The following is a 21,798-nucleotide window of genomic DNA, read 5'->3' as shown; positions in this document are numbered from 1 at the left end:
TAGATTTGATAAGCGCACTCTTTGTTCATTGTAAACACGGTCAATGAAAACAAAGTGCGCCTATTTTATTTAGCCAAGTATTACGTCAATTTTGTGTTCACCCGTGGTGAATACAGGCGCTTTATTACCTTCAATTCGTTCACCATCGACACGCATTTCGCGAACACCTTTACAAACAGAATCAGGGTTAGATACATGAATACAATACGTTGCGCCTCTAAATTTACGTTTCATCGTAAACTCAGGCCAATTAGCTGGAATGCATGGATCGACAAGCAAACCATCCACCTCCGGTCTTACACCAAGTATCCATTGAGTACCTGCAACATATGTCCACGCTGAGGTACCTGATAGCCACGCATTTCGACCTAAACCAAATTGCTTGTGCTCGTCACCTAATATATTTTGTGGATAGCAATATGGTTCGGTTTCAAATGTATTCAAATCATCGTTTTTTGATGCTGGGTTAATCTGTCGGTAGTATTCATACGCACGCTCGCCATTGCCCATTTTTGCTTCAGCAATCATCACCCAAGGGTTGGAGTGTAGGAAAATACCACCGTTCTCTTTTGCTCCTGGAGGATAGGTTGATACACCACCTAAGCGAGGTTCGAACCCATTATAACCCGGCGTAGAGAGCTTAATTCCATTGATCGTATTTAGCTTCCTGTTAACAGAATCAAGCGCCTGCTCTGCTCTCTCATCTGTAGCAAATTCAGAGATAACCGGCCAGCTCTGCCCATTTGTATATATTTGACCTTGTTCATTACTATGTGAACCAATCGGCTCGCTATTCTCATCATAATAACGGACATACCATTCGCCATCCCAACCGTGATCATTGACCACTTTTTGCATATGTTTATATTGTGCGGAAAACTCTTCACTGAGTTGTATTTCATGTCGCAATTTGCAAAGGTCAAGCATATCGAGCAACGCTTTACCGTACATGTTTGCCACCATAAGTGATTCCGCACCCGTTGGTAGGTTAACTGTGTCGTTCCAATCCGCAAAACCAAGCAAAGGCAAACCATGTGAACCCGTATTGGTACGAGTAAATTCAATGGATCGACATAGATGGTTCCACACGGTTCCTTTCTCTAGAGGCGCATTCTTACTGTCTTTCTCATAGAAAGGGATAACCTTATTCAAGAACTCACTATTCCCCGTCTCTTTTACATACTGCGTTACCGCGTAGATGATCCATAAATGGTCATCACCATAGTAACTAGGACGGTCTTCTTCTTCTCTTGAATCGCCTTCGTTGGCTTCCATCGTAGAAGGGAAAAACTGGTGCATCGCCGACCCATTTCGCTTTTGGACCGAGAGCAAACGTTCGATGAATTCACGGGCTTCTTCCGGCATATGCGCAATCACACCAAGGGTGTCTTGAGATGAATCACGGAAGCCAATACCACGTGCTCCATAACCAAGTTGATACAACGACAGGTAACGAGACCAATTTTTAGTGGTATGACACTGACGTGGGTTGTGGATATTTAACATCGAGTTCATCGACTCATCTGGCGTACTAACCTGAAGAGTATCTAAATAAACGTCCCAATCAGAAGAGAGCTCAGACAAAGCGTTATCGACATTACTGTGATTGCGATATTTTGCCATCATTTCCGTCGCTTCACTTAGCGTCGCTTTTTGAGTCAACTGCACCACCGTTCTTTCTGTTGAACCCTTGCTAATCCAACCTAATCTTAGATTTAACGCGCCAATATTGTCGCCGCGTAGACACTCTGTATTTCCTAATTCATCGTTTTTCAGAGCCATTGGCGCTGCCCAACTTCCATAACCAAAGTCACCGAGAAACTGCTGGCGATCTCCATCAAATGATGTAGCCACACGGTCTGCAGTCATTAAGTTAACGGCGTAATCACGCTTCATGAAGGCATACTGTTCAAGCACCACGTGACCAGAATCTTGTGTGTGTGCATTCAACGTCATAGTTTGAGGAACCCAATCGGCATTGAGCAACTGCTTAAGTGCATCAAAATGCGTAAATTCAAATACAGGCACAACGTCAACATGTAACTCTTCATCAGAGATATTGGTTATTTTTATATCTTGCAGGAGTACTTCATCGTTTTTCGGTACGAAGAAGGTCACTTCACTACGTACACCGAACGCTTCAGAGACGATCGTGGTATAGGAAAGCCCTGTGTGATTTTCGAATCTATCTAACGGCTTTAGTGTTGGCGTAAAAAACGGCGAGAAGATCTCTACATCGCCCGCTTTATTACGAACTTTTAGATATAAGGTGGAGCCCTTAAAGTCAGAGTTAGGCATCTGTGCGACGTATTTGGTAATACGATTTAGAGCAGGATCGCCTTTACATAGAAGCACGCCACCGTTGCTATCAACGATGCCGCCAAAATTTAGTGTGCCAACGTAGTTACTCCATTTAATCGGCGTCACTGGCGTTGTGGCTACATATTCTTTTTTCTTGTCGTCAAAAAAACCAAATTTCATTTTAAATCCTTAGGTGCTGCCCTAAACAACAGCACTATTAAACCTTTATTAATTTTATTATTTTGTATCAGTTAGATTATACCGCTAGTGATTTACCACTTAATGCATCGAATAGATGAATCGCATCTAAATCGATGTAAAGTGTAGCACTTGCCACATCAACAGCTGCCGCTTGCGTTTCTACCATCATTTGTTGGTTCGCAACCTGCGTCTTAAGTAAGATGCTTGCGCCAAGTAATTCTTTATCTTGAATAACTACGGGCACAGGCAATACACGATCATGCTCTACTTGCTCGCTACGCAAATGAAGGTCGGTAGGACGAATCCCCATGTGTAACGCAAGGTTCTTGGTCGCCAACGTTTTAAATCGCTCAGGCAGCGGGATAACAATATCACCTAATTGGATAGCCCATTCGCCATCGGTATCAACAAGATTGGCATCTAACATGTTCATCGATGGGTTGCCGATAAATTGAGCCACAAACTTATTGGCAGGACGCTTAAATACGTCTGTCGGAGTACCGACTTGCTCAACATAACCATCTTTCAGAATGACAATACGATCCGCCAACGTCATTGCTTCAATCTGATCGTGCGTTACATATATCGTTGTTGTTTTGAGTTCACGATGAAGATGTTTGATTTCTTCACGCATTACACCACGGAGTTTTGCGTCTAGGTTAGATAAAGGCTCATCAAACAAGAATACTTTCGGCGTGCGTACCATTGCACGTCCCATTGCCACACGTTGACGTTGACCACCAGAAAGTTCTTTTGGTTTCCGGTCTAAAAGCGGATCAAGTTCAAGCATTTTCGTTGCTTTGCGAACCTCCGTATCTATATCGGCTTTTGCCATTCCTTTTAGCTTGAGGGCAAAGGCAATATTTTCATAAACCGTCATATGTGGGTAGAGTGCGTAGCTTTGAAATACCATCGCTAAATCACGATCTTTAGCATCTATCTTGTTCATCAACTTACCACCAACGTAAATCTCGCCGGAGGTGATGCTCTCTAAGCCCGCAAGCATGCGTAGCGTGGTTGATTTACCACAACCAGATGGCCCTAAAAATACAACAAACTCACCATCTTCTACTTCAAAATCAAACTGTTTTACTACTTCTACATCGCCGAAGGATTTTTTGATATTTCTAAATTCTACATTTGCCATAATTTTATTTCTCCGCCTGCGAGTGCCACTCTCTATGAGCTTTGCACTCGCCTTGCATTAATTAGTCATTGTCCGGGTTCAATTCGTAAAGAATTACCCTTTCACTGCGCCAGAAGTTAACCCACTTATCATCTGTTTGGATGCAAACAGATAAGCGGTGACAAGCGGCAGTATCGAGATTGTGGTACCTAACATTACCGCTCCCCAAGGGGTGTTTGGTATCCCTTGCACACTCCGCAATGCCTGCGTGATTACGTAATTTTCTGGCGATGTAAGCACAACAAGTGGTTGCATGAATGAGTTCCAGAAAAATACAAACTGAACGATGGCCAATGTCGCAAGCGCCGATCTCATCAACGGAAGCACAACACTCCAATAGGTTCTAAATTCGCCTGCGCCGTCCAACTTAGAGGCTTCCAATAGCTCTTTAGGAATAGACGCAATAACATGCTGTCGCATTAGGAAGATGCCAAACGGGGTTGTAGTAAACGGTAACCACACCGCCATATGGTTATCCATTAAGCCGAGGAATTTCACGATCATGAAATAAGGTATAAGGCTTAACACCGGTGGGATCATCATTGACCCAACTAACATACCAAATAGAACATTCTTGCCTTTAAACTTAAACACGGCAAACGCATACCCACCCATACTACAAAACAGCAGCGAAATAGTCGTTCCTAGAAAGGCAACATAGATACTGTTAAACATTGCCTGCCAAAATGGCATTATTTCCAATAATTTATCGTAGTTAATCGCAAGGCTGTCGCCCATCATTAGACTTATGCCAGAGCCAAATATTTCGGAACGGTCACGAGTAGACAACAATGCAGACCACAAAAACGGGAATACAGTTATCAACGCAGACACGATAAGAATGGTGGCTAGCGCGGCCAATAAAACTTTTGTGATTAGCTCTGAAACATCAGAACTTGGCTTTAGTGCACTTAATTTCATTTTATTGCTCCCCTAAGCCTTTTTTACCAAATAATACAAACTGAATCGTTGTGAAGAATGCAATGAGTGCGAATAACAACCATGAAATTGCAGATGCCGTTCCCATCTCTAGCCACTCCCAACCGACTTTGTATAAATACATAGATATTGTTAAGCCAGCTTGCCCTGTACCACCAAGACCTTTCGTCAATACAAACGGTTCTTCAAACAGCTGCAAATTACCAATGATAGTCATCGTGACGGCAAAGAAAACAAACGGACGAATCATCGGTAATGAAACATACCAAAATCGATGCAGTGCATTTGCACCATCCATTCTTGCTGCCTCTAAGATATCTTTTGGTATGGTCATTAACCCTGTCGTATAAAGCACGATATTGAAACCGGTATATTTCCAGAATACAACGATAGCGATAGATGGTTTGATAAATGAGGCATCATCCAACCAACGGATTGGTTGGTAGTCGTTTACCCACGCAAACGCCCAACCTAACAATGTACTGTCAGCCAAACCCATCAATGCTTGGTTGATTACGCCTGAGTTCGGTGAATACATGTTAAAGAAGATCAGAGACGCCGCGACGGTTGACGTAATGTACGGTAAGAAATAGGCTGACGTCAGCCAGTGGCGTAACCTATCCCCTAGAGAAACTAAGATGTAAGCCACCGGAATCGCAACAAGATGTTGTGCAACACCAGAGGTAATTGCTAGCCAGAAAGTATTCTTAAGAGAACGCCATAGCCACGGGTCTGTTAATGCAATGCTGTAGTTCTCGAAACCCACAAATTCCATTGCGGCTATCCCTTCTACTGGATTCCATGCATGGAACGACAGAAAAACAGAAAAGAGCAGCGGAAAAATACCAAAAACAGAAAAAATTATTAAAAAAGGCAGAAGAAAACCATACGGTGTAAGCGCTTTCACGTTTAACCGTGAAAGAAACCCTTCCTTCTCAGAAAGTTCCTCCTGATTCGACAATACTGTTTCTTTCATTGTCTGACTCATAATAACGACCTCACTAGGTAGAGGCGCCTGTCTCTAATGGACAATGCGCCTCTTAAATTTACTAATAATTACTTAAGGTTACGGGTACGACGTAGGATTAGACGTTCGGCTTCGCTAAGCGCCGTTTTGATGTCTTTACCTTCATCAAGTACTTCCATTAATGCATTTTCTAAGATAATTGAACGAGCAACGTGGTCACCACGGCCTGGCTCTACTGGCTTGATATTCTTCGCAACTTCAGCAAACAATTGACGAGCCTTTTGACCACCTAGGAATTCAACTTCTTCATTAAATAGTTCATCATCATAGGTTGTGATGTTTGCAGGGAATGCAGTAATTGTTTCGAAGTGCTTAAGCTGAACATCACGATTAGTTGTCATGTATTCAATAAGCTTCCAAGCTTCATCTTGCTTCTCGGATTGCTTCGGAATTGATAAGAATGAACCACCCCAACTACCATAGATTCCATCGGGAAGGTTTGATACACCCCACTTACCTTTGGTTTCTGGTGCAATCCAGTTTTGTAGATGGCCTAGAAGCCATGCGCCAGAAAGCTGGGTCGCAAACGTACCGTTGCGGAAGCCCTCATACCATTCGTTTGACCATGCGGTAATACGTGCGTCCAAGCCGTTGTCGCGGATCTGCTTAGCGACTTCAAATGCGTGAACAAAACGCTCTGAGGTTACGACGGGTTTACCATCTTTATCAAAGTAAAGACCTTCACCTTCAGGAACAGTAGTGAAAATAATCGCTTGTGCTACGTCTGCCGCTGAAGCGATAAGATAGATATTGTCTTGCTTTAATTTCTTACCGTATTCAATGTAAGAATCCCAATCTTTAATTACTGCGTCTTGCTTCACGCCTTCTTTATCAAGAATGTCGGTGCGGTAGTACATCACACCAGGACCTAAGTCGACCGGAATGCCGTAAACATTACCGTCACCACCTTTACCTTGAGTCCATGCGTAAGGAGCAAAGCTATCAGCATATTTGTCTGCACCATACTGTTCAGAGAGGTTAACAAGCCCGCCAGAAGCAACGAAAGGACCGATTTTTTCTACATCAACAACAATAACATCACCCGCACCTGAACCCGTTGCCAAGTTAGTGGTTAACTTAGTGTGGTGATCGCCGTGATTATTCATCAAATAATCTACTTTGATACCCGTCTGCTTTTCAAAGTCAGGAAGGATAACCTTCAAGCTGCTATCGAAATCTGGAAATCCATCAAAACGAATATCAGCATCAGAGGCATTTGCTGTTGCTGCGAGTCCTAAAGCAACTGCACTGGATAGGGTAAGAGTCTTAAGGTTCATCTTATAGTCCTTCATTATTATAAATTAGCTGTGAGTTTTTTCACCGACTCTCTAATCACTAAAGAGGGGGAAAGTTTAAAATCTACTTCTGTTTTCTTTTTAATGAGTTTTTGAAGGATTAACTGCACCGCTTCAGTACTCATCTGTTCTATTGGAAAATCGATCGTTGTAAGCCCTGGAGTCAGATAACGAGCAAATAAAATATTGTCGAAACCAATGAGGGAAACATCTTCAGGGACCAATAAATTGGCTTTTTTCATCTCTCCAAAAGCGCCAAAAGCCATATGGTCATTTGCCGCAAAGACCGCGCTAAAACGGCAGTCACGGTTAAGAAGCTTATTCATGGCGCTAGCGCCTGTTTCTTCGGTAAATCCCGCTTCAACTACTCGTGATTCACTGTATTCAATACCCGCATCTTCTAGTGCATCGCGGTAGCCTTGTAAACGACCTCGCGCATCAGATTTAGACAGAGGGCCTGTAATACACGCAATTTCACGATGCCCCATATCAATAAGGTATTTTGTCGCAATATTAGCACCCAGCTCGTTATCGAGTTCTATACAGCTATTATTGAGTTCTGGTACAAGACGGTTCACAAGGGCAAACTGAATACCCTGAGTTTCTAGGTCAATTAGATAGTCGTCAGAAACATCCTGAGTATGTAGAATGAGCGCATCGACACGTCGGCTTAGCAAAAAGTCTATCGCTTGTTTTTGACCCTCTTCGTCATTGGAACCTGCCGTCACCACTAAGTGATAACCAAAACGACGCAGTTGATCCTCTATTGCTTGAAGCATTCCGGAGTAGAAACCTGCCAGTTCAGGAACGACGACTCCAATGCTGCCCGTACGACTAGACGCCAATGCCTGTGCGATAGAATTTGGGCGATAACCAAGTTTCTTAATCGCTTTTTCTACCGACATTTTTTTATCATGGCTTACTCTGGTAGAACCGTTGACCACTCTTGATACTGTTGCTTGAGAGACACCAGCGAACTCAGATACGTCTCTAATTGTTGCCATCATTTTGTCCCTCCTTATGTCATGTATTCATATTGGAAACCGCTTTCATGTAACGGATGATAGAGCAATAAAAATGAGAATTCGTGAACTGGGTCACGTTGAAATTAAGGTGATGAATTGGAGGTTCAAAATCTTGAAAACACCGACAGGAAACCATGCCCCTATGAAACTGTTTCATGGAGTTCACACCGAATAAAACTTACGAAAAATAGACAAAACCCCTTAAAAACAAACAATTAACATATAAAAAGTAGAAATGAAAATTAGATAATCATTCTGTTTCATGAGAAATACGGAGAGATTTCACTTTCGGAAGCACAAAAAATGGGGCACTAAAGTGCCCCTTAACTGTGTGGAGTTCACAAAGCATATGCTGCTGGTTCTGCCGCCCAGAGATATGCAAATCATTGCTAGAAAAGGCTTGAGATTTACTTTGTACTGCAATCCAACACTGTTTTTTCGACGAGGTACAACTAAAGCTCACCAAACCCGACATTGCTCATGATTTGATTCGTTCCTGTTATATGTCGTCAATAGGAATTTAAACAGGCGCTGGAGAAACCATAATAATAATAGATGCACATTAAGACATAGATTAGAATCACGAATAATAAATATAAATACACTAATGAAACAAGTTCGACTTTATAAGACAACCGATAACATTGAAAATCCATAGATATAACAATAACTCTGTGATAAATACCTTTACCATCTGATGGCTTTTATTTCTCTTTGTTTCATGAAATATGATGAACCAACGCAACCCATTATATCTAAAGAATAAATTAATTTAAAAACACCCTCATTATAAGTTAAGTTCTCTTTTTCAGCACAATGAAAATCTGAACATTCTATTTAAACACACAGTACATCTAATTAGTGGCGCTATAATTCTTCCCTCTCTCTTCATTAAAAATTCAATTACAGCACATTTAAATATGGATCTTGTATATTCTATACAAATTTGATTGCTCATTTTATATTTAAAAAATCATAGAATTCATGAAAGATCTCAAATATATGAAACATTTCATGGCTCTTACCAATAAACGGTCCATATAGTCCATTACAAATGTGACGAAAACACGTATATCCTGTGAAATGAAAGCGATTGCAGAGTACGTAAGTCGTCACAAAATTTCAGATAACCAATTGATATTTAACATGTAAATATTGTGCCATTCAATTGTTAATTGTTTTATTTTGTTTCATGTAATTTATGCCTCTAAAACGTGTGAGCCCGTAGTGTTTTTTCAAACGTTTCATTCCTTAATATTTCTCCCGAAATAACAAAACCTACAATAAATTAAGGACCGTACATGAAAAACTTTAAGGTTTTATCTCTCGCCCTAGCAGTGGCCTCTTCTCTAACAACTTTTGGTGCTGTCGCTAACGAAACTATCAACATGCAGGCGCAGATTGATGACTTACAAGCGCTTATGGCAAAAAAAGAAAATGACGTAATCTTCTTTGGTTATGCTCGATATGGTGCGCAATATCAGAATGGTGATACCCGATATGTAAACGGTATTGGTAGTACGGGACAAACTGTTGGTCGTTTGGGTAACGAAGCCAATGGTGGTGAGTTTGGTATTGCTAAAAAGTACACCGCTGAAAATGGCGCGGTTTGGGACCTTGCTGTAATGGTAGAACATTGGTCAAATGACGAATGGGGTGATGAATCCTACGGTGGTGTAAACCTTAAACGATTTTACTCAGGTGTAACCAACATTTTTGAATCGCAACCAGGTTTGTATGTTTGGGCAGGTCGTGATTTCCATGCTCGCTTGCAACAAGGCTTAAACGATTACTATGTAACTATCGAAGATGGTCAAGGGGGTGGTTTCAAAAACTTTGACTTAGGTGGTGCAAAATTGGACTTCGGTTTTGTCGGTGGTGTCGACGATAATGAAGGCTCCCTTGGCAACGACAACGGTAAATATGCTGCGACCTCTAAGATTAAAGGCATCGATGCTGGATTTGCAAAAATTGACGCATATGCACACTTTGGTTTTACATCAGAAGATGAAGAGATTGAAACTTCGGGATTAGATAGCGAGACAGCGTGGTTAGTCGGTACTCAAATTAAGTTTGATTCTTCTAGCTTGCATGTTCGATATGGTGACGGTGCAAATAACTCAGTAATGGGCCTTAAAGGCGATTTCCAAAGTCTATTTGTCAGTTATGAAGGTGGATTTAGTGCTAGCGAAAATTGGGATATCAACTACCTAGCCGCTTATTATAACCAATCTGGTGATGACGCGACTGATCAGAATGAATATAGCCTAATCGTTCGCCCTCAATATCGTTGGAACGACATTCACTCCACATGGATTGAAACTGGCTATGCATTAGTTGATGAAGACAGCGGCAACGAAACGGATGGTTGGAAAGTAACACTTTCTCAAAACATGTCTATAGGTGGCCTACCTGGGAGCCGTCCAATGCTTCGCTTCTATGCCACTGTTGGTGAAAAAGATGTTGCCCCACAAGGATCGGCTAATACAACTACCGATACCGTTAGCTTCGGCGCAATGTTCGAGGCATGGTGGTAAAAATCGTCAAGTTTAGACGTACTTTGTCATTCAATTGAATACACATTGGCTAAGTTTTACGCTCTATAATGATTAAAATAAAGGGTCCATTAAGGGCCCTTTATTTGTCTTTTATAACGATAAAAAAAGGGGTTTCACTAAGTTTTAATTAATAAGCCATGTTTAGATTAACCAAAGTTACAAAAACACCTAGTGCGCCTTTATGTAAATAAAAATATTTATGCTAGCAAGAAGAATCAAAATGAATAATAGGAAATTTGAAGAGGCGGATAGAGCCTAAACCACGCGTAAAAGGCCCTCTTTCGAGGGCAATGGTGTGACAGGAAAGTGTCTCCCTTACATCAAGCGATTTTTGCTGCTTTCTCTAGCGGCTGAAAGTCTGCGCCCGTATTCGACTCATTGACAGATTCACACGTTGGTAAAGGTTCAACCTTCACCTGTTTTTCGTATAGGAATCTTAATACTGATTGTCGGTATTTTTGATAGGTCGCATTATCCGCTAACGCGACGCGATTACGCGGTCTTTCAAGTTCAATATCGAGAACTTCACCTATTGTTGCGCTAGGCCCATTGGTCATCATGACAATTTTGTCTGACAACAAAACGGCTTCATCTACATCGTGGGTAATCATAATAACCGTATTGTTTAGATCCGCTTGAATTTTCATCAACGAGTCTTGAAGATGGGCACGAGTCAACGCATCAAGGGCACCAAAGGGCTCATCCATGAGCAATACTTTAGGCTTTAATGCCAACGCCCTTGCAATACCCACACGCTGCTTCATCCCACCGGATATCTCGTCCGGCTTTTTGTCAGATGCATGTTGCATTTGAATAAGCTCTAGATAATGTTCTACTTGCTGTTTTATCCACGCTTTAGATTTCCCTTTAGCCACTTGTTTTACGGCAAGTTCTACGTTTTGATACACCGTCAACCAAGGCAATAATGAATGATTTTGAAACACTACCGCCCTTTCTGGACCAGGTTCAACGACTTCTTTACCATCGAGTATCACCCCACCATCGGTTGCTTCTAGAAGACCAGCAACCAAGTTAAGAACGGTCGACTTGCCACAACCAGAATGACCAATCAGTGAGATAAACTCGCCCTGCTTGATATTGAGATTGACATCTTTAAGCGCGACAAACTCACCTTTGGCCGTTGGAAAGCGCATTCCTAACTGGGTTAAATCCAATAATACTTTTGACATAATTTATTCCTTTTCCCAGTTATCTAAGCTCTTGCGATTTATTCCAAGAGAGTTTCTTCTGTAGTGTCAACATGCCTCGATCTAAAAGCAGCCCAATAAATCCAATCGTTATAACCGCGACCATTATTCGGCCTAATGACGCTGAACTACCATTTTGAAATTCATCCCAAACAAACTTACCTAACCCTGGGTTTTGCGCGAGCATCTCAGCAGCAATAAGCACCATCCATGCGATGCCTAAAGAAAGACGCAGACCCGTGAATATCATCGGTATTGCAGACGGTAGTACGATAGTACGAATGTTTTGCCACCAAGAAAGTCGAAGCACCTTACTCACATTAATCAAATCTTTATCTACGCTTGTTACACCAACCGCCGTGTTGATTAACGTAGGCCACAAACTACACAATGCAACGGTAATGAGTGAAGTAACAAAAGATTTGGGTACTAGTGGATCGCTACTCACATAACTGGCGCTCACGACCATGGTCACTATTGGCAACCATGCCAAAGGAGAAACTGGCTTTAATAACTGAATAACCGGGTTAAATGCTTGGTAAAGCCCCTGATTCAATCCAAGGATAATTCCAAGAGGGATCGCTATAACCGAAGCCAGCAGGAAACCGGCCGCGACCGTAATCAAGCTCGTCCCTATCTGATCAAAATATGTAGGCTTGCCTGTATACGATCGAACCTTTACCTTTGCCTCAGGGTTCTTGGCTAATTTCGCTGCGTTGCGTTTTTCTTGCCTTTCAAAGAATGCGTCACTTTTATCTCGTTCTCCAACATGTTCTTCAATCAGATTGACGAACTGAGTATAGGTTTGCACTGGTCCCGGAAGGGTGCCTAGTGACGTTTGAACTTGTTTCGCGGACATGTGCCAAATCAATAAGAACAACACAAAACCCAAAAAGGGATAGACAAACATTTTTGATTGATTTGCTACTAACCTGGTAGCTGGCAGGATGGAAATAACATTGTTAGACATAACGACTCCTTAGCCAATTCACTGAAACTGAACATGGAGAAAAGGGGAAGTAATCCATCTCACTTACACCATGTTCACGTCAACTATCTAAACTTTAACCAAGTTAAATTACACTTTTTCGGCGCCTTTTAGGCCAATAGAAAACTGCCGTAGATAATCATTTGGTTTTCGACCGTCATATACCACGTCATCAATAAAGTGCGTTTGTGGGTCTTTAAATCCATCTTCGGACTCAAATGTAGGGAAATCATTCGTCTTCAGTACGCCTTCTTCAACTAATGCTTCTGCCGCTTGTTGGTAGATGTCAGGGCGATACACTTTCTTTGCAATATCCATATACCAATCATCCACTTGCTCCTCTGGTATTTGCCCCCAACGACGCATCTGAGTCAGATACCAAATTGCGTCGCTGTAGTAAGGAAATGTTGCGTTATAACGGAAGAAAACATTGAAGTCAGGCACTTCTCTTTTATCGCCTTTTTCATACTCGAATGTCCCCGTCATACTGTTCGCGATGACATCAGCATCAGCGCCTACATAGTCACTTTTTGCCAACATTTTCACCGCTTCTTCGCGGTTAGTATTCTCGTTCTCATCTAGCCAAGCCGCGGCTCTAATCAATGCCTTAACCACCCTAATATGGGTATTTGGGTATCTATCTGCCCACGCCTTAGAGACACCAAACACTTTTTCCGGGTTGTTCTTCCAGATCTCGTAATCGGTGACAACTGGAACACCGATATTTTTGAATACCGCTTGTTGATTCCACGGTTCACCTACGCAGTAACCCTTTATAGTACCTGCTTCCATTGTTGCTGGCATTTGCGGTGGAGGAGTTACCGATAAAAGAACATCCGCACTTATCTGCCCACTGTTGTCGCCTGCTATAGGAGCATAATAACCGGGATGAATACCACCAGCAGCTAGCCAATAGCGAAGCTCATAATTGTGCGTTGAAACAGGGAAAACCATGCCCATATTGAAGGGTTTACCTTGGTCTTGGTAACGGGTAACCACGGGCTTTAACGCGTCTGCTTTGATTGGATGTACCGGCCATCCGTCTGCCTGCATTTCTAAGTGAGGTTTCATCTCCTCCCATGTATCGTTAGATACAGTAATCGCGTTCCCATTGAGATCCATACTGAACGCAGTAATAATTTCAGCCTGCGTACCTATCCCAATCGTTGCACCAAGTGGCTGTCCAGCTAGCATGTGTGCTCCGTCTAATTCACCATCGATGACACGGTCTAAAAGTACTTTCCAGTTCGCTTGCGCTTCCAACGTAACGTACAGGCCTTCGTCTTCGAAGAAGCCTTTTTCATACGCAACCGCTAAAGGTGCCATATCAGTTAGCTTGATAAAACCGAATCTTAGCTCATCAATTTCTGGCTCTCCCACCTCTGCCCACGCATTACTCACTAAACACGAGGCAGATAACGCAAATCCAGTCGCTACAATTACTGCCCTTCTTATCGCTGATTTATTCTGCATCCGAATTCTCCATTTCATCGCTGCTATAATTTATTAGTGGTTTTTTTCTCAAAAATTGGCATTTAAAAACACTCTGCTTATTTCAAGTAGTGGCGCCGTTGCTGTCATGTCTTCATCGTCGTGATGTCATCATTCCATTTGCAAGTTATCGAGTTAAAAACCTTATCAAATTTTTTGTTACTTATTGATGTATATCAAGTAGCGTGCCAATTAGATTTTTTCTTTAATATCAGTAAGTAATGGTAGAATCTGTCCTCTTCCACATCCATTGACGCATTTTGTTAGTGCATCGCGCACCATTGTTATCAAAATGTTATAACCCTAAAGAGGTAGTGAAAAATGGCGATATTACGAGGGATACGTACATTGGGGTTTACGTCAATATTCTATCCGCTCGCCTAATCAACACTATAATGTGATAGATGTCTCTTTATAAATGTAAACTAATTGTTAGTATCTTTGAAAACGTGACTTGACGTACCTTCAAATAGGCTACATCTACAATAATTAAGAAGAGGAAAGTTATGATTAGAAGAACTAGACGAGCACAGCTAAAACGCTGTCGCGGTCGTTTTTGGAAAGAGACATCGAAGAAGATAACTTTCCTAAGATAATCAGAGCTAAAGGCTAACTAGGTTAGCCTTTTTTATTGCTTACCATTTATTTCTCTCGTGCCGTGTTAGAACCCATATTTATCTCTTCATCACTTAACGAAAAATTAGCTTCCAAAGCGAGTTCATCAGCACGCCTATGCATGGCTTCTATAAGTTCTCTGTCGTGCTTTGCAAAATAGAGATCTTCTTCGGCTTTGCCCTTTAAGCGAAGCTTTTCTACAAAATCGACCATACTTCACCTCACCTATGCTTTGCTATTGATATAAGTATAGTCAAATATTCAACGAATATTTCGGCTTCTCATTTGCAGCTTTTCCGTAACTCATATACCTTTAGTAGATAACAAAAATATAGAGGTAGCCCTATGAGCAATAAAGATTTTATTGATAACAAAGAAGACATGGGGACCTTTATTCAGAAGTTACCTAAGGTTGAACTGCACCTTCATATTGAAGGCTCGTTAGAACCAGAGCTCATGTTTGAGTTGGCTAAAAGAAATCAAATTGAACTGCCTTATAAATCGACTGAAGAGATTCGTGCTGCTTATCAGTTTGACAACCTTCAATCTTTTTTGAATATCTATTATCAAGGTGCTCACGTTTTATTGCATGAGCAAGACTTTTATGACCTCACATGGGCTTATCTGCTCCGGTGCAAGAAAGATAATGTCATTCACTCTGAAATTTTCTTCGATCCGCAGACACACACAGAGCGCGATATATCATTCGATATAATAGTCGGAGGCATTCATAAAGCCCTTAAAAGAGCAGAACACGAGTTAGGTATTAGCACTAATTTGATTATGTGCTTTCTGCGCCACTTGAGTGAAGATGAGGCATTCTCTACTCTTGAACTTGCACTTGAACACAAAGACAAAATCGTCGCCGTTGGACTCGATTCATCAGAGCAAGGGCATCCACCTAAGAAATTTGAACGCGTCTTTCAGAAAGCTCGTGAGCAAGGATTTCTCGCCGTTGCCCACGCAGGTGAAGAAGGGCCAGCCCAAAATATCATTGATGCTATCGAAAATCTAAAGGTCGATAGAATTGACCATGGTGTTCGATGTATTGACGACGAAAACCTCATGTTGTCGCTGGCTCACTCTAAGGTGCCTCTAACAATATGTCCTTTATCAAACATTAAACTCAAAGTGTTTGAGTCTATGGCACAACACAATATCCTCGAATTGATGAGAAAAGGGCTGCACGTTACCATTAACTCTGATGATCCCGCATACTTTGGTGGTTACATGTCTGACAATTTTCTGGCCGTTGCTTCGGCATTACCATTTTCCAAGCGAGAGTTAGCTCAGCTATCACTCAATGCTATTGAAGCTTCTTTTATTCCTATTCAACACAAAGAAGACCTCAAACAACAAGTACACACATATTTAGCACGGCAATGACAGCCGATTAACCTTGATTGCAATCGATGCTTATTTCAACTATCATCTTACCGACTGATTAGTCGGTTTGTTTATAATGTAAAGGTGACTTTAATGACAACACATTCCTCTGCGCAACCATCAGATAGTGCTCCCTCACCATTATTTGAACTATTCACGCAACAAAGACAGCAATACGCTCAACATCCTTTGTCTACTTATCAGGAACGCGTACGTCAGTTAAAAGAGCTAAAGAGTGCGATTCTAAATTATAAACAAGAACTCGTCTCGGCAATGAGTGCCGATTTTGGTTACCGTTCTGAGCACGATAGTCTTATCGGAGACATTCTGCCTGTCGTTAGTCAAATTAACTACACACTTAAAAAACTGAAGAAATGGATGAAACCGAGTAAAAGGCATGCCGGCTTGTTGCTTGCTCCTGCATCCGTTCGAGTTGAGTACCAACCAAAAGGTGTGGTTGGCATAATCGCTCCGTGGAACTTCCCGATCATGCTGTCACTTAGTCCACTTGTGACGTCTTTAGCCGCGGGTAATCGCACCATGATAAAGGTGTCTGAGTTTACGCCGGAAACCAACAAAGTACTAACCATGTTGTTAGGCTCTATATTCTCTAACCGAGAAGTCGCGATAATAGAAGGTGAAGTCGACATCGCAAGCGAGTTTTCTTCATTGCCGTTCGACCATATCCTTTTCACGGGTTCGACTCCAGTTGGTAAACATGTTATGCGCGCCGCCGCGGATAACCTCACACCCGTAACATTGGAGCTAGGAGGCAAGTCTCCAGTGATCATTGGCGATGATATGCCAATAGAAACAGCCGTCGAACGAATCATCTATGGTAAGTGTTTAAATGCAGGACAAATTTGTGTTTCGCCCGACTACATACTTTGCCCTAAAGAGAAGATAGACGACTTTATTTCTCTATATAGAGCGAAATTTCAAGCGCTTTATCCAGACTTCGATAACAACAAAGATTACAGCCAGATAATTAATACACGTCAGGCGCAAAGAATCGATTCCGTGTTGCAGGACGCTTTAGCCAAGGGCGCGATTGTTTACTCCGCTGACACAAATAACGAAGCCAGTACTCAATTAAGCAGTGAGAACAAAACAGTACTTGATACTGAATCAAAAAAGTGGCCGACTCAAATTATTACTAACGTAAGCAACACTATGCGAGTTATGCAGGAAGAAATTTTCGGCCCACTTTTGCCTATTGTTCCGTATCAGTCTCTACAAGAAGCGATTGAATTTGTGAAGAGCAATCCAAGGCCACTTGCGCTCTATTTGATGAGTCATGACGAAGCAGTACAACGCCAAGTACTTGAGCAAACACACTCAGGCGGAGTCTGTATCAATGAAACGGTATTTCACGTCGCAGCTGAAGATGCCCCTTTTGGTGGTATTGGTCAATCTGGAATTGGACACTATCACGGTACCGAAGGTTTCAGAACACTAAGTCACGCTAAGACCATTTTACAAAGAGGCACATTTAATACCGGTAAATTGATACATCCACCTTACGGTAATCTGGTGCAAAAAATGATGCTCAAATTCTTTTTAAGGTAGGGTGATTATGAAACCTGACAAACGCCAAAAAATACTTGATACCGCGTTATCACTCTTTGTAGAGCGCGGGTTCTATTCTGTATCTACAGCGAGTATTGCTAAACAAGCTGGCGTTGCCACTGGCACGCTTTTTCATCATTTCGCTACAAAAAACGCGTTGTTAGAAGAACTTCTCATCACCGTGAAGCAAGAATTTGCCGATTCTGTATTACAAAACAAAGCCGTCCTCACCACTGCTTTGGAAGCGGATATAAAAAACCAAGCAAAAGCTATCTGGTTTGCAGGTCTAGAATGGGCAGTAAATCACCCTGATAAATTACAGTTATTCTTAGCCTTCTCTCAACTGCAGCAAGTCAACAAGCTCCTTGGACAAACAAAGGTTAGAAGCCTACTCAGCTTCCTATATCAATTAATTGAAGCAGGTGTGCAGCAGTCGATATTTAAACCCTATTCAGAGGAACTTCTTACTGACTGGTGCCACAGCCAATTTCTATCAAGTGCACGCTATCTGACGAGCCAACCTCCGTCTCAATTTGATGAGTTAACGGTTGCTACCTTTACTCTATTTTGGGATGGCATCGCTAGAAAGAACTGATTCTAGAAATTGTATTCGATCTCTATTACCATCAACAGGTCGGTGTTTTCAGGTTTACGCCCCTCTTCGTTCGCAACAGGGCTATAGGTATTGTCTATAATGGCGGCGATTTCTAGATCGATGTCATCGATTAACTCTATTTCGATACCGGTCTCTAGGTGTTGTATAAATCGCCCTGATTCTTGATTTACCACCTTACCGTCGTAGATAAAAAAGTATTCAAGATCTTTAGTGATATCTAATTCGTAGTCCATTCCAAACGCAAACACTGGTGAAAGATTGTTCTTCTTTTCACCCACCTCAACACTGTTGTATTTTGTATGTAATACGCTAAACCCTGCGTAAACAACCAATTCTACATCACTTGTATCGAACACTTCGTAGCCCATTGAGACACCGAGTGTCGTCTGCGCGTCTATGTTCTTAAATTCATCGATATAGAGTTCATAAGTCGGAAGCCGAAAATAAACTTGCTCGGAGTAATACAGATCAAAGGATCCATTTAACCTGTGATTGTCTTCTGTTTTTTCTCTACTATCAGAATCATTATTTGCACTTTCTGACACAACCCCTCGATAATTAAATAGAAAACGGCCATGAGCTGAGAGATACCGAGCTTTCGCACTAAAACTATAATCTAGGCTTTCTGAATTGCCGCTTTTGTATTTTAGTCCAGCACCAAGCTCTCCATCCCAAAGGCTTTGTTCGCTATTCTCGGAAGGGGATATAGAGAGAATCATATCTCTTGGGTAGGCTTTGTCGGGAAGGTCGATAAAGGTCAAAGTGGAATCCGTTAGCCATAGCTGACCATCTCTAATGATTCCATCTTTAAAACGCACTCTCATCTTTTGCTTGGTTCGTAGCTCCCTAATATCTTTCATCTCGATATCAACAAACCCCACTTCATCGCTATCAAACTCAATCTCTTCTTGGTACATAGCAATCAAGTCACCTGCAAATAACTCTCCTTTCCTTAGAAGAACCCAATCGTATTTAATTGGTACGCTCGGAATATCCACCTTCCATGGTGAAGGCATTATTTCATTTGAGCTAACGGCCGTTTTCGGGAGTATTACCAACAATCCTAACAGTAGAAAAACTTTAACTCTATTTTGCATCCCTGCCCTTAACCCTAAATTGAATCAACGAATCGTCTGTAAAAACCCTTCGACTAGCATAATTGATCCATCAATATAATTTAACAGTTTAGGTTGATTCTATGGGGTGCATCATCAAAATATCTGTTGTATTACTTTTCTCGCAGGATAGCGAATTTGGCAGCAACACTAAATAGCCATCAACCATTTCCGTCAAGTTCTGACATGTTATTCTGTCGCAGTTCGTTTTTCGTCATTGCGGCATTTCTTAGATCAATAATAATTGAGAAATGCGCCAATATTAGATCAACCAATTCAGGCTGAAAATGTTTACCTGACTCGTTTCTAAGTAATTTTTTAACTTGATCCACAGACCATGGCTCTTTGTAAGGGCGTTGACTCAACAGTGCGTCAATAACATCTACGATGGCGGTAACTCGTCCATATATATGTATTTCTTCAGCCACCTTTCCATTAGGGTACCCAGAACCATCCCATTTCTCATGGTGCTCATGAGCCACTATAGCAGCCATCTCCATTAAGTAGCCACGACCTGAAGAAAGGAGCTTATAGCCCTCTGTAGTATGACGTTTCATCTCTTCAAACTCGTCATGATTGAGCTTACCGGGTTTATCCAATATCTTTTCGCTGATCGATATTTTTCCAATATCATGCATAGGGCTAATGACTTTTAATACCTCGCATTCAGCGTCATTTAATCCATAAAGCTTGCCGACGTAACAAGACAGTTGAGCGACTCGTTTAACATGGCTTCCTGTTTCTCCCGATCGACACTCAATGGCTTTCCCCATCATGGTTAATATATTTTTTTGTAGATCAAATATCTCCTGTTTTGTCTTCGTCAAGGCAAGTTCACGTTGTGCAACCTCTCGCGGTTTATTGGTATGCCTATACATCGCATAAAAAAACGAAATGATTAACGGTAACAATGCCAAGACTAACAATACGTCATCGCCGATTAAGGCAATAGGAGAGTCGACAGCCGTATCGTTGTGCGGTTTAGTCCGTTCATTTAAAGTATTCAGCATAATAATAGGTGTCTTCAATGTTAATTTAAAATGATATATAGACTCTTTTTACGAGAAAAATAATATCATTGAAAATAGGCATCAAAGGACGTTTAGGAATAGCCCTACATAGAAGTAGGCATGCTTAACAGAACAGAGAAAAATAGAGTAGAAAATGAGAATTGTGTAGGAACCCTCTGTTTATATACGGCATCACGTATTACATAAACAGAGAGGTTTCATCGAATCACAGAAAGCGGATAATTAGAATTTCATTATTTTTAGGTTTAAAAGCAACCAGGTCAACGAATGCCAGTACTGTATGGGCTATTCACTACCCAGTCACTCCATAATGCGTAGGCGAGTTCATAGGCTTTCTCTCTATCATTTACCTTCGCGAACAATACGGCACATAACGTCGCGACAACCGTATTTGCCATCATATTGTGATCGCTTAAATCCGTCCCTAACAGTGGCTCTTTAGGTAAGGGGAGATCTGAGGCCATTGTTTCTGGCCAGTAGTGCGAAGTCACTCCTTTGCTATCACTTCTCCAAACCGTTTGGCTCACCTTAGGATTGTATTCTGACTCACCGGACTGACCTTTAAAAGAGATGACCGCGTGCTTACTCAGACCTACCGCGTGCTCTACTTCTGCATGCAGTTTTTGGAACCCTGGGTGAAAGCTACCCCTAATACCGTATCTTGCGTTGCCAGGATTAAGCGCTCTAACTACCGTATTGATTGGTGTTCGTAAACCATACCGATTTTTCCAATCCAACATAGTCACCACTTGAGGAGCAAAACTGGCTAGAGGTAGATAAACAATATTGTGCTGCTCAATCATCTCTTTTGCTTGCTTCACATCATGTGCCATTGGAATATCAAGCGCATCAATGTAATAACGAGCGTGTTCACGAATCGAAGTTTCTTCTAAGTGTCCATGCACTAACACTTTGTAACCATTCTCGGCGAGTATTTTAGCGGCGATAATGTGCCAAGGTTTTCCTGCGCTTGCTCTTTTTCCAGCATAGCAAGGCCAGTCGATATCAGCACCAATATCTGGCATCCTCGTTTGGAACGCCTTAACAAATCCAGCAATTTCGTCATGAGTTTCATTTTGAACTCGAATAAGCATCATCAACATAGCCATCTGGTCGTCACCAATTTTGCCATCGAGATACTCATCCATGACTTGATAAGCTTGCTCAAAATTAAGAGGTTTTCGTCCCCTTTCACCTTTACCTACGGTTCGTATACAATCGAGAATTGTGCTCATTATCTTCCTTGA

17 protein-coding genes are annotated in these 21,798 nt (G+C 41.7%); 4 read left to right on the top strand and 13 right to left on the bottom strand.

The window, feature by feature from the left end:
• Positions 1-69: 69 nt before the first annotated feature.
• The 6 genes from IUZ65_RS05940 to IUZ65_RS05915 all read right to left on the bottom strand — a co-directional run bounded on the left by IUZ65_RS05940 (position 70) and on the right by IUZ65_RS05915 (position 7,953).
• Complete coding sequence (locus tag IUZ65_RS05940; RefSeq protein WP_195702867.1) at positions 70-2,481, bottom strand: GH36-type glycosyl hydrolase domain-containing protein; 2,412 nt, start codon at positions 2,479-2,481, stop codon at positions 70-72.
• 76 nt (positions 2,482-2,557) lie between these two features.
• Positions 2,558-3,649 (bottom strand): ABC transporter ATP-binding protein, encoded by a 1,092-nt coding sequence (locus tag IUZ65_RS05935; protein ID WP_195702866.1) that lies wholly within the window; start codon positions 3,647-3,649, stop codon positions 2,558-2,560.
• A gap of 93 nt (positions 3,650-3,742) precedes the next feature.
• Positions 3,743-4,609, bottom strand: a complete 867-nt coding sequence (locus IUZ65_RS05930) for a carbohydrate ABC transporter permease (RefSeq protein ID WP_195702865.1) — start codon at positions 4,607-4,609, stop codon at positions 3,743-3,745.
• 1 nt (position 4,610) lies between these two features.
• Positions 4,611-5,603, bottom strand: a complete 993-nt coding sequence (locus IUZ65_RS05925) for a carbohydrate ABC transporter permease (RefSeq protein WP_195705015.1) — start codon at positions 5,601-5,603, stop codon at positions 4,611-4,613.
• An 80-nt stretch (positions 5,604-5,683) separates the two neighbouring features.
• Positions 5,684-6,931: an ABC transporter substrate-binding protein gene (locus tag IUZ65_RS05920; protein WP_195702864.1), complete on the bottom strand. Its 1,248-nt coding sequence runs from the start codon at positions 6,929-6,931 to the stop codon at positions 5,684-5,686.
• A gap of 17 nt (positions 6,932-6,948) precedes the next feature.
• Positions 6,949-7,953 (bottom strand): LacI family DNA-binding transcriptional regulator, encoded by a 1,005-nt coding sequence (locus IUZ65_RS05915; protein WP_195705014.1) that lies wholly within the window; start codon positions 7,951-7,953, stop codon positions 6,949-6,951.
• A gap of 1,322 nt (positions 7,954-9,275) precedes the next feature.
• On the opposite strand from IUZ65_RS05915, the gene IUZ65_RS05910 reads away from it, so the two are divergent.
• A complete protein-coding gene (locus IUZ65_RS05910; RefSeq protein WP_195702863.1) occupies positions 9,276-10,511 on the top strand; it encodes a carbohydrate porin in 1,236 nt (411 codons plus the stop codon).
• 341 nt (positions 10,512-10,852) lie between these two features.
• Here the strand turns inward: IUZ65_RS05910 and IUZ65_RS05905 are convergent, their stop codons facing one another.
• The 4 genes from IUZ65_RS05905 to IUZ65_RS05890 form a co-directional block, all read right to left on the bottom strand.
• Complete coding sequence (locus IUZ65_RS05905; protein WP_195702862.1) at positions 10,853-11,722, bottom strand: ABC transporter ATP-binding protein; 870 nt, start codon at positions 11,720-11,722, stop codon at positions 10,853-10,855.
• A gap of 19 nt (positions 11,723-11,741) precedes the next feature.
• Positions 11,742-12,710 carry an ABC transporter permease gene (locus IUZ65_RS05900; RefSeq protein ID WP_195702861.1) on the bottom strand — a complete coding sequence of 323 codons (969 nt, stop codon included), beginning with the start codon at positions 12,708-12,710 and terminating at the stop codon, positions 11,742-11,744.
• A 108-nt stretch (positions 12,711-12,818) separates the two neighbouring features.
• Complete coding sequence (locus tag IUZ65_RS05895) at positions 12,819-14,219, bottom strand: CmpA/NrtA family ABC transporter substrate-binding protein (RefSeq protein ID WP_443083726.1); 1,401 nt, start codon at positions 14,217-14,219, stop codon at positions 12,819-12,821.
• A gap of 642 nt (positions 14,220-14,861) precedes the next feature.
• Positions 14,862-15,047, bottom strand: a complete 186-nt coding sequence (locus IUZ65_RS05890) for a hypothetical protein (RefSeq protein WP_195702859.1) — start codon at positions 15,045-15,047, stop codon at positions 14,862-14,864.
• Between the two features lie 168 nt (positions 15,048-15,215).
• Between IUZ65_RS05890 and IUZ65_RS05885 the strand changes: the two genes are divergently transcribed.
• From IUZ65_RS05885 to IUZ65_RS05875, 3 genes are all read left to right on the top strand, one after another.
• The gene (locus IUZ65_RS05885; RefSeq protein ID WP_195705013.1) at positions 15,216-16,220 is read left to right on the top strand and encodes an adenosine deaminase; all 1,005 of its coding nucleotides are present in this window, start codon (positions 15,216-15,218) and stop codon (positions 16,218-16,220) included.
• 93 nt (positions 16,221-16,313) lie between these two features.
• Positions 16,314-17,789, top strand: a complete 1,476-nt coding sequence (locus IUZ65_RS05880; protein WP_195702858.1) for a coniferyl aldehyde dehydrogenase — start codon at positions 16,314-16,316, stop codon at positions 17,787-17,789.
• A gap of 7 nt (positions 17,790-17,796) precedes the next feature.
• A complete protein-coding gene (locus IUZ65_RS05875; protein ID WP_195702857.1) occupies positions 17,797-18,384 on the top strand; it encodes a TetR/AcrR family transcriptional regulator in 588 nt (195 codons plus the stop codon).
• A 2-nt stretch (positions 18,385-18,386) separates the two neighbouring features.
• Here IUZ65_RS05875 and IUZ65_RS05870 read toward each other — a convergent pair whose 3' ends face one another.
• The 3 genes from IUZ65_RS05870 to IUZ65_RS05860 form a co-directional block, all read right to left on the bottom strand.
• Complete coding sequence (locus tag IUZ65_RS05870) at positions 18,387-19,502, bottom strand: DUF481 domain-containing protein (protein WP_195702856.1); 1,116 nt, start codon at positions 19,500-19,502, stop codon at positions 18,387-18,389.
• 179 nt (positions 19,503-19,681) lie between these two features.
• Positions 19,682-20,530 carry an HD-GYP domain-containing protein gene (locus IUZ65_RS05865; RefSeq protein WP_195702855.1) on the bottom strand — a complete coding sequence of 283 codons (849 nt, stop codon included), beginning with the start codon at positions 20,528-20,530 and terminating at the stop codon, positions 19,682-19,684.
• 281 nt (positions 20,531-20,811) lie between these two features.
• Positions 20,812-21,786, bottom strand: coding sequence for a glycosyl transferase family protein (locus IUZ65_RS05860; protein ID WP_195702854.1), 975 nt, complete (start codon positions 21,784-21,786; stop codon positions 20,812-20,814).
• Between the last annotated feature and the right edge of the window lie 12 nt (positions 21,787-21,798).

Origin of the sequence: Vibrio sp. VB16, from assembly GCF_015594925.2 — a bacterium.
Taxonomy (GTDB): Bacteria; Pseudomonadota; Gammaproteobacteria; order Enterobacterales; family Vibrionaceae; genus Vibrio.
Note: the sequence above shows the minus strand (reverse complement) of the source record. Positions and strands in the feature narration are given on the sequence as shown.

What these genes read in the sequence shown, in the direction of transcription:
- IUZ65_RS05920 (WP_195702864.1), bottom strand. Translation starts at nt 6,931, where the DNA reads ATGAACCTTAAGACTCTTACCCTATCCAGTGCAGTTGCTTTAGGACTC.
- IUZ65_RS05885 (WP_195705013.1), top strand. Translation starts at nt 15,216, where the DNA reads ATGGGGACCTTTATTCAGAAGTTACCTAAGGTTGAACTGCACCTTCAT.
- IUZ65_RS05870 (WP_195702856.1), bottom strand. Translation starts at nt 19,502, where the DNA reads ATGCAAAATAGAGTTAAAGTTTTTCTACTGTTAGGATTGTTGGTAATA.
- IUZ65_RS05910 (WP_195702863.1), top strand. Translation starts at nt 9,276, where the DNA reads ATGAAAAACTTTAAGGTTTTATCTCTCGCCCTAGCAGTGGCCTCTTCT.
- IUZ65_RS05925 (WP_195705015.1), bottom strand. Translation starts at nt 5,603, where the DNA reads ATGAAAGAAACAGTATTGTCGAATCAGGAGGAACTTTCTGAGAAGGAA.
- IUZ65_RS05880 (WP_195702858.1), top strand. Translation starts at nt 16,314, where the DNA reads ATGACAACACATTCCTCTGCGCAACCATCAGATAGTGCTCCCTCACCA.
- IUZ65_RS05905 (WP_195702862.1), bottom strand. Translation starts at nt 11,722, where the DNA reads ATGTCAAAAGTATTATTGGATTTAACCCAGTTAGGAATGCGCTTTCCA.
- IUZ65_RS05915 (WP_195705014.1), bottom strand. Translation starts at nt 7,953, where the DNA reads ATGGCAACAATTAGAGACGTATCTGAGTTCGCTGGTGTCTCTCAAGCA.
- IUZ65_RS05930 (WP_195702865.1), bottom strand. Translation starts at nt 4,609, where the DNA reads ATGAAATTAAGTGCACTAAAGCCAAGTTCTGATGTTTCAGAGCTAATC.
- IUZ65_RS05875 (WP_195702857.1), top strand. Translation starts at nt 17,797, where the DNA reads ATGAAACCTGACAAACGCCAAAAAATACTTGATACCGCGTTATCACTC.
- IUZ65_RS05890 (WP_195702859.1), bottom strand. Translation starts at nt 15,047, where the DNA reads ATGGTCGATTTTGTAGAAAAGCTTCGCTTAAAGGGCAAAGCCGAAGAA.
- IUZ65_RS05935 (WP_195702866.1), bottom strand. Translation starts at nt 3,649, where the DNA reads ATGGCAAATGTAGAATTTAGAAATATCAAAAAATCCTTCGGCGATGTA.
- IUZ65_RS05860 (WP_195702854.1), bottom strand. Translation starts at nt 21,786, where the DNA reads ATGAGCACAATTCTCGATTGTATACGAACCGTAGGTAAAGGTGAAAGG.
- IUZ65_RS05865 (WP_195702855.1), bottom strand. Translation starts at nt 20,530, where the DNA reads ATGCTGAATACTTTAAATGAACGGACTAAACCGCACAACGATACGGCT.
- IUZ65_RS05940 (WP_195702867.1), bottom strand. Translation starts at nt 2,481, where the DNA reads ATGAAATTTGGTTTTTTTGACGACAAGAAAAAAGAATATGTAGCCACA.
- IUZ65_RS05895 (WP_443083726.1), bottom strand. Translation starts at nt 14,219, where the DNA reads ATGAAATGGAGAATTCGGATGCAGAATAAATCAGCGATAAGAAGGGCA.
- IUZ65_RS05900 (WP_195702861.1), bottom strand. Translation starts at nt 12,710, where the DNA reads ATGTCTAACAATGTTATTTCCATCCTGCCAGCTACCAGGTTAGTAGCA.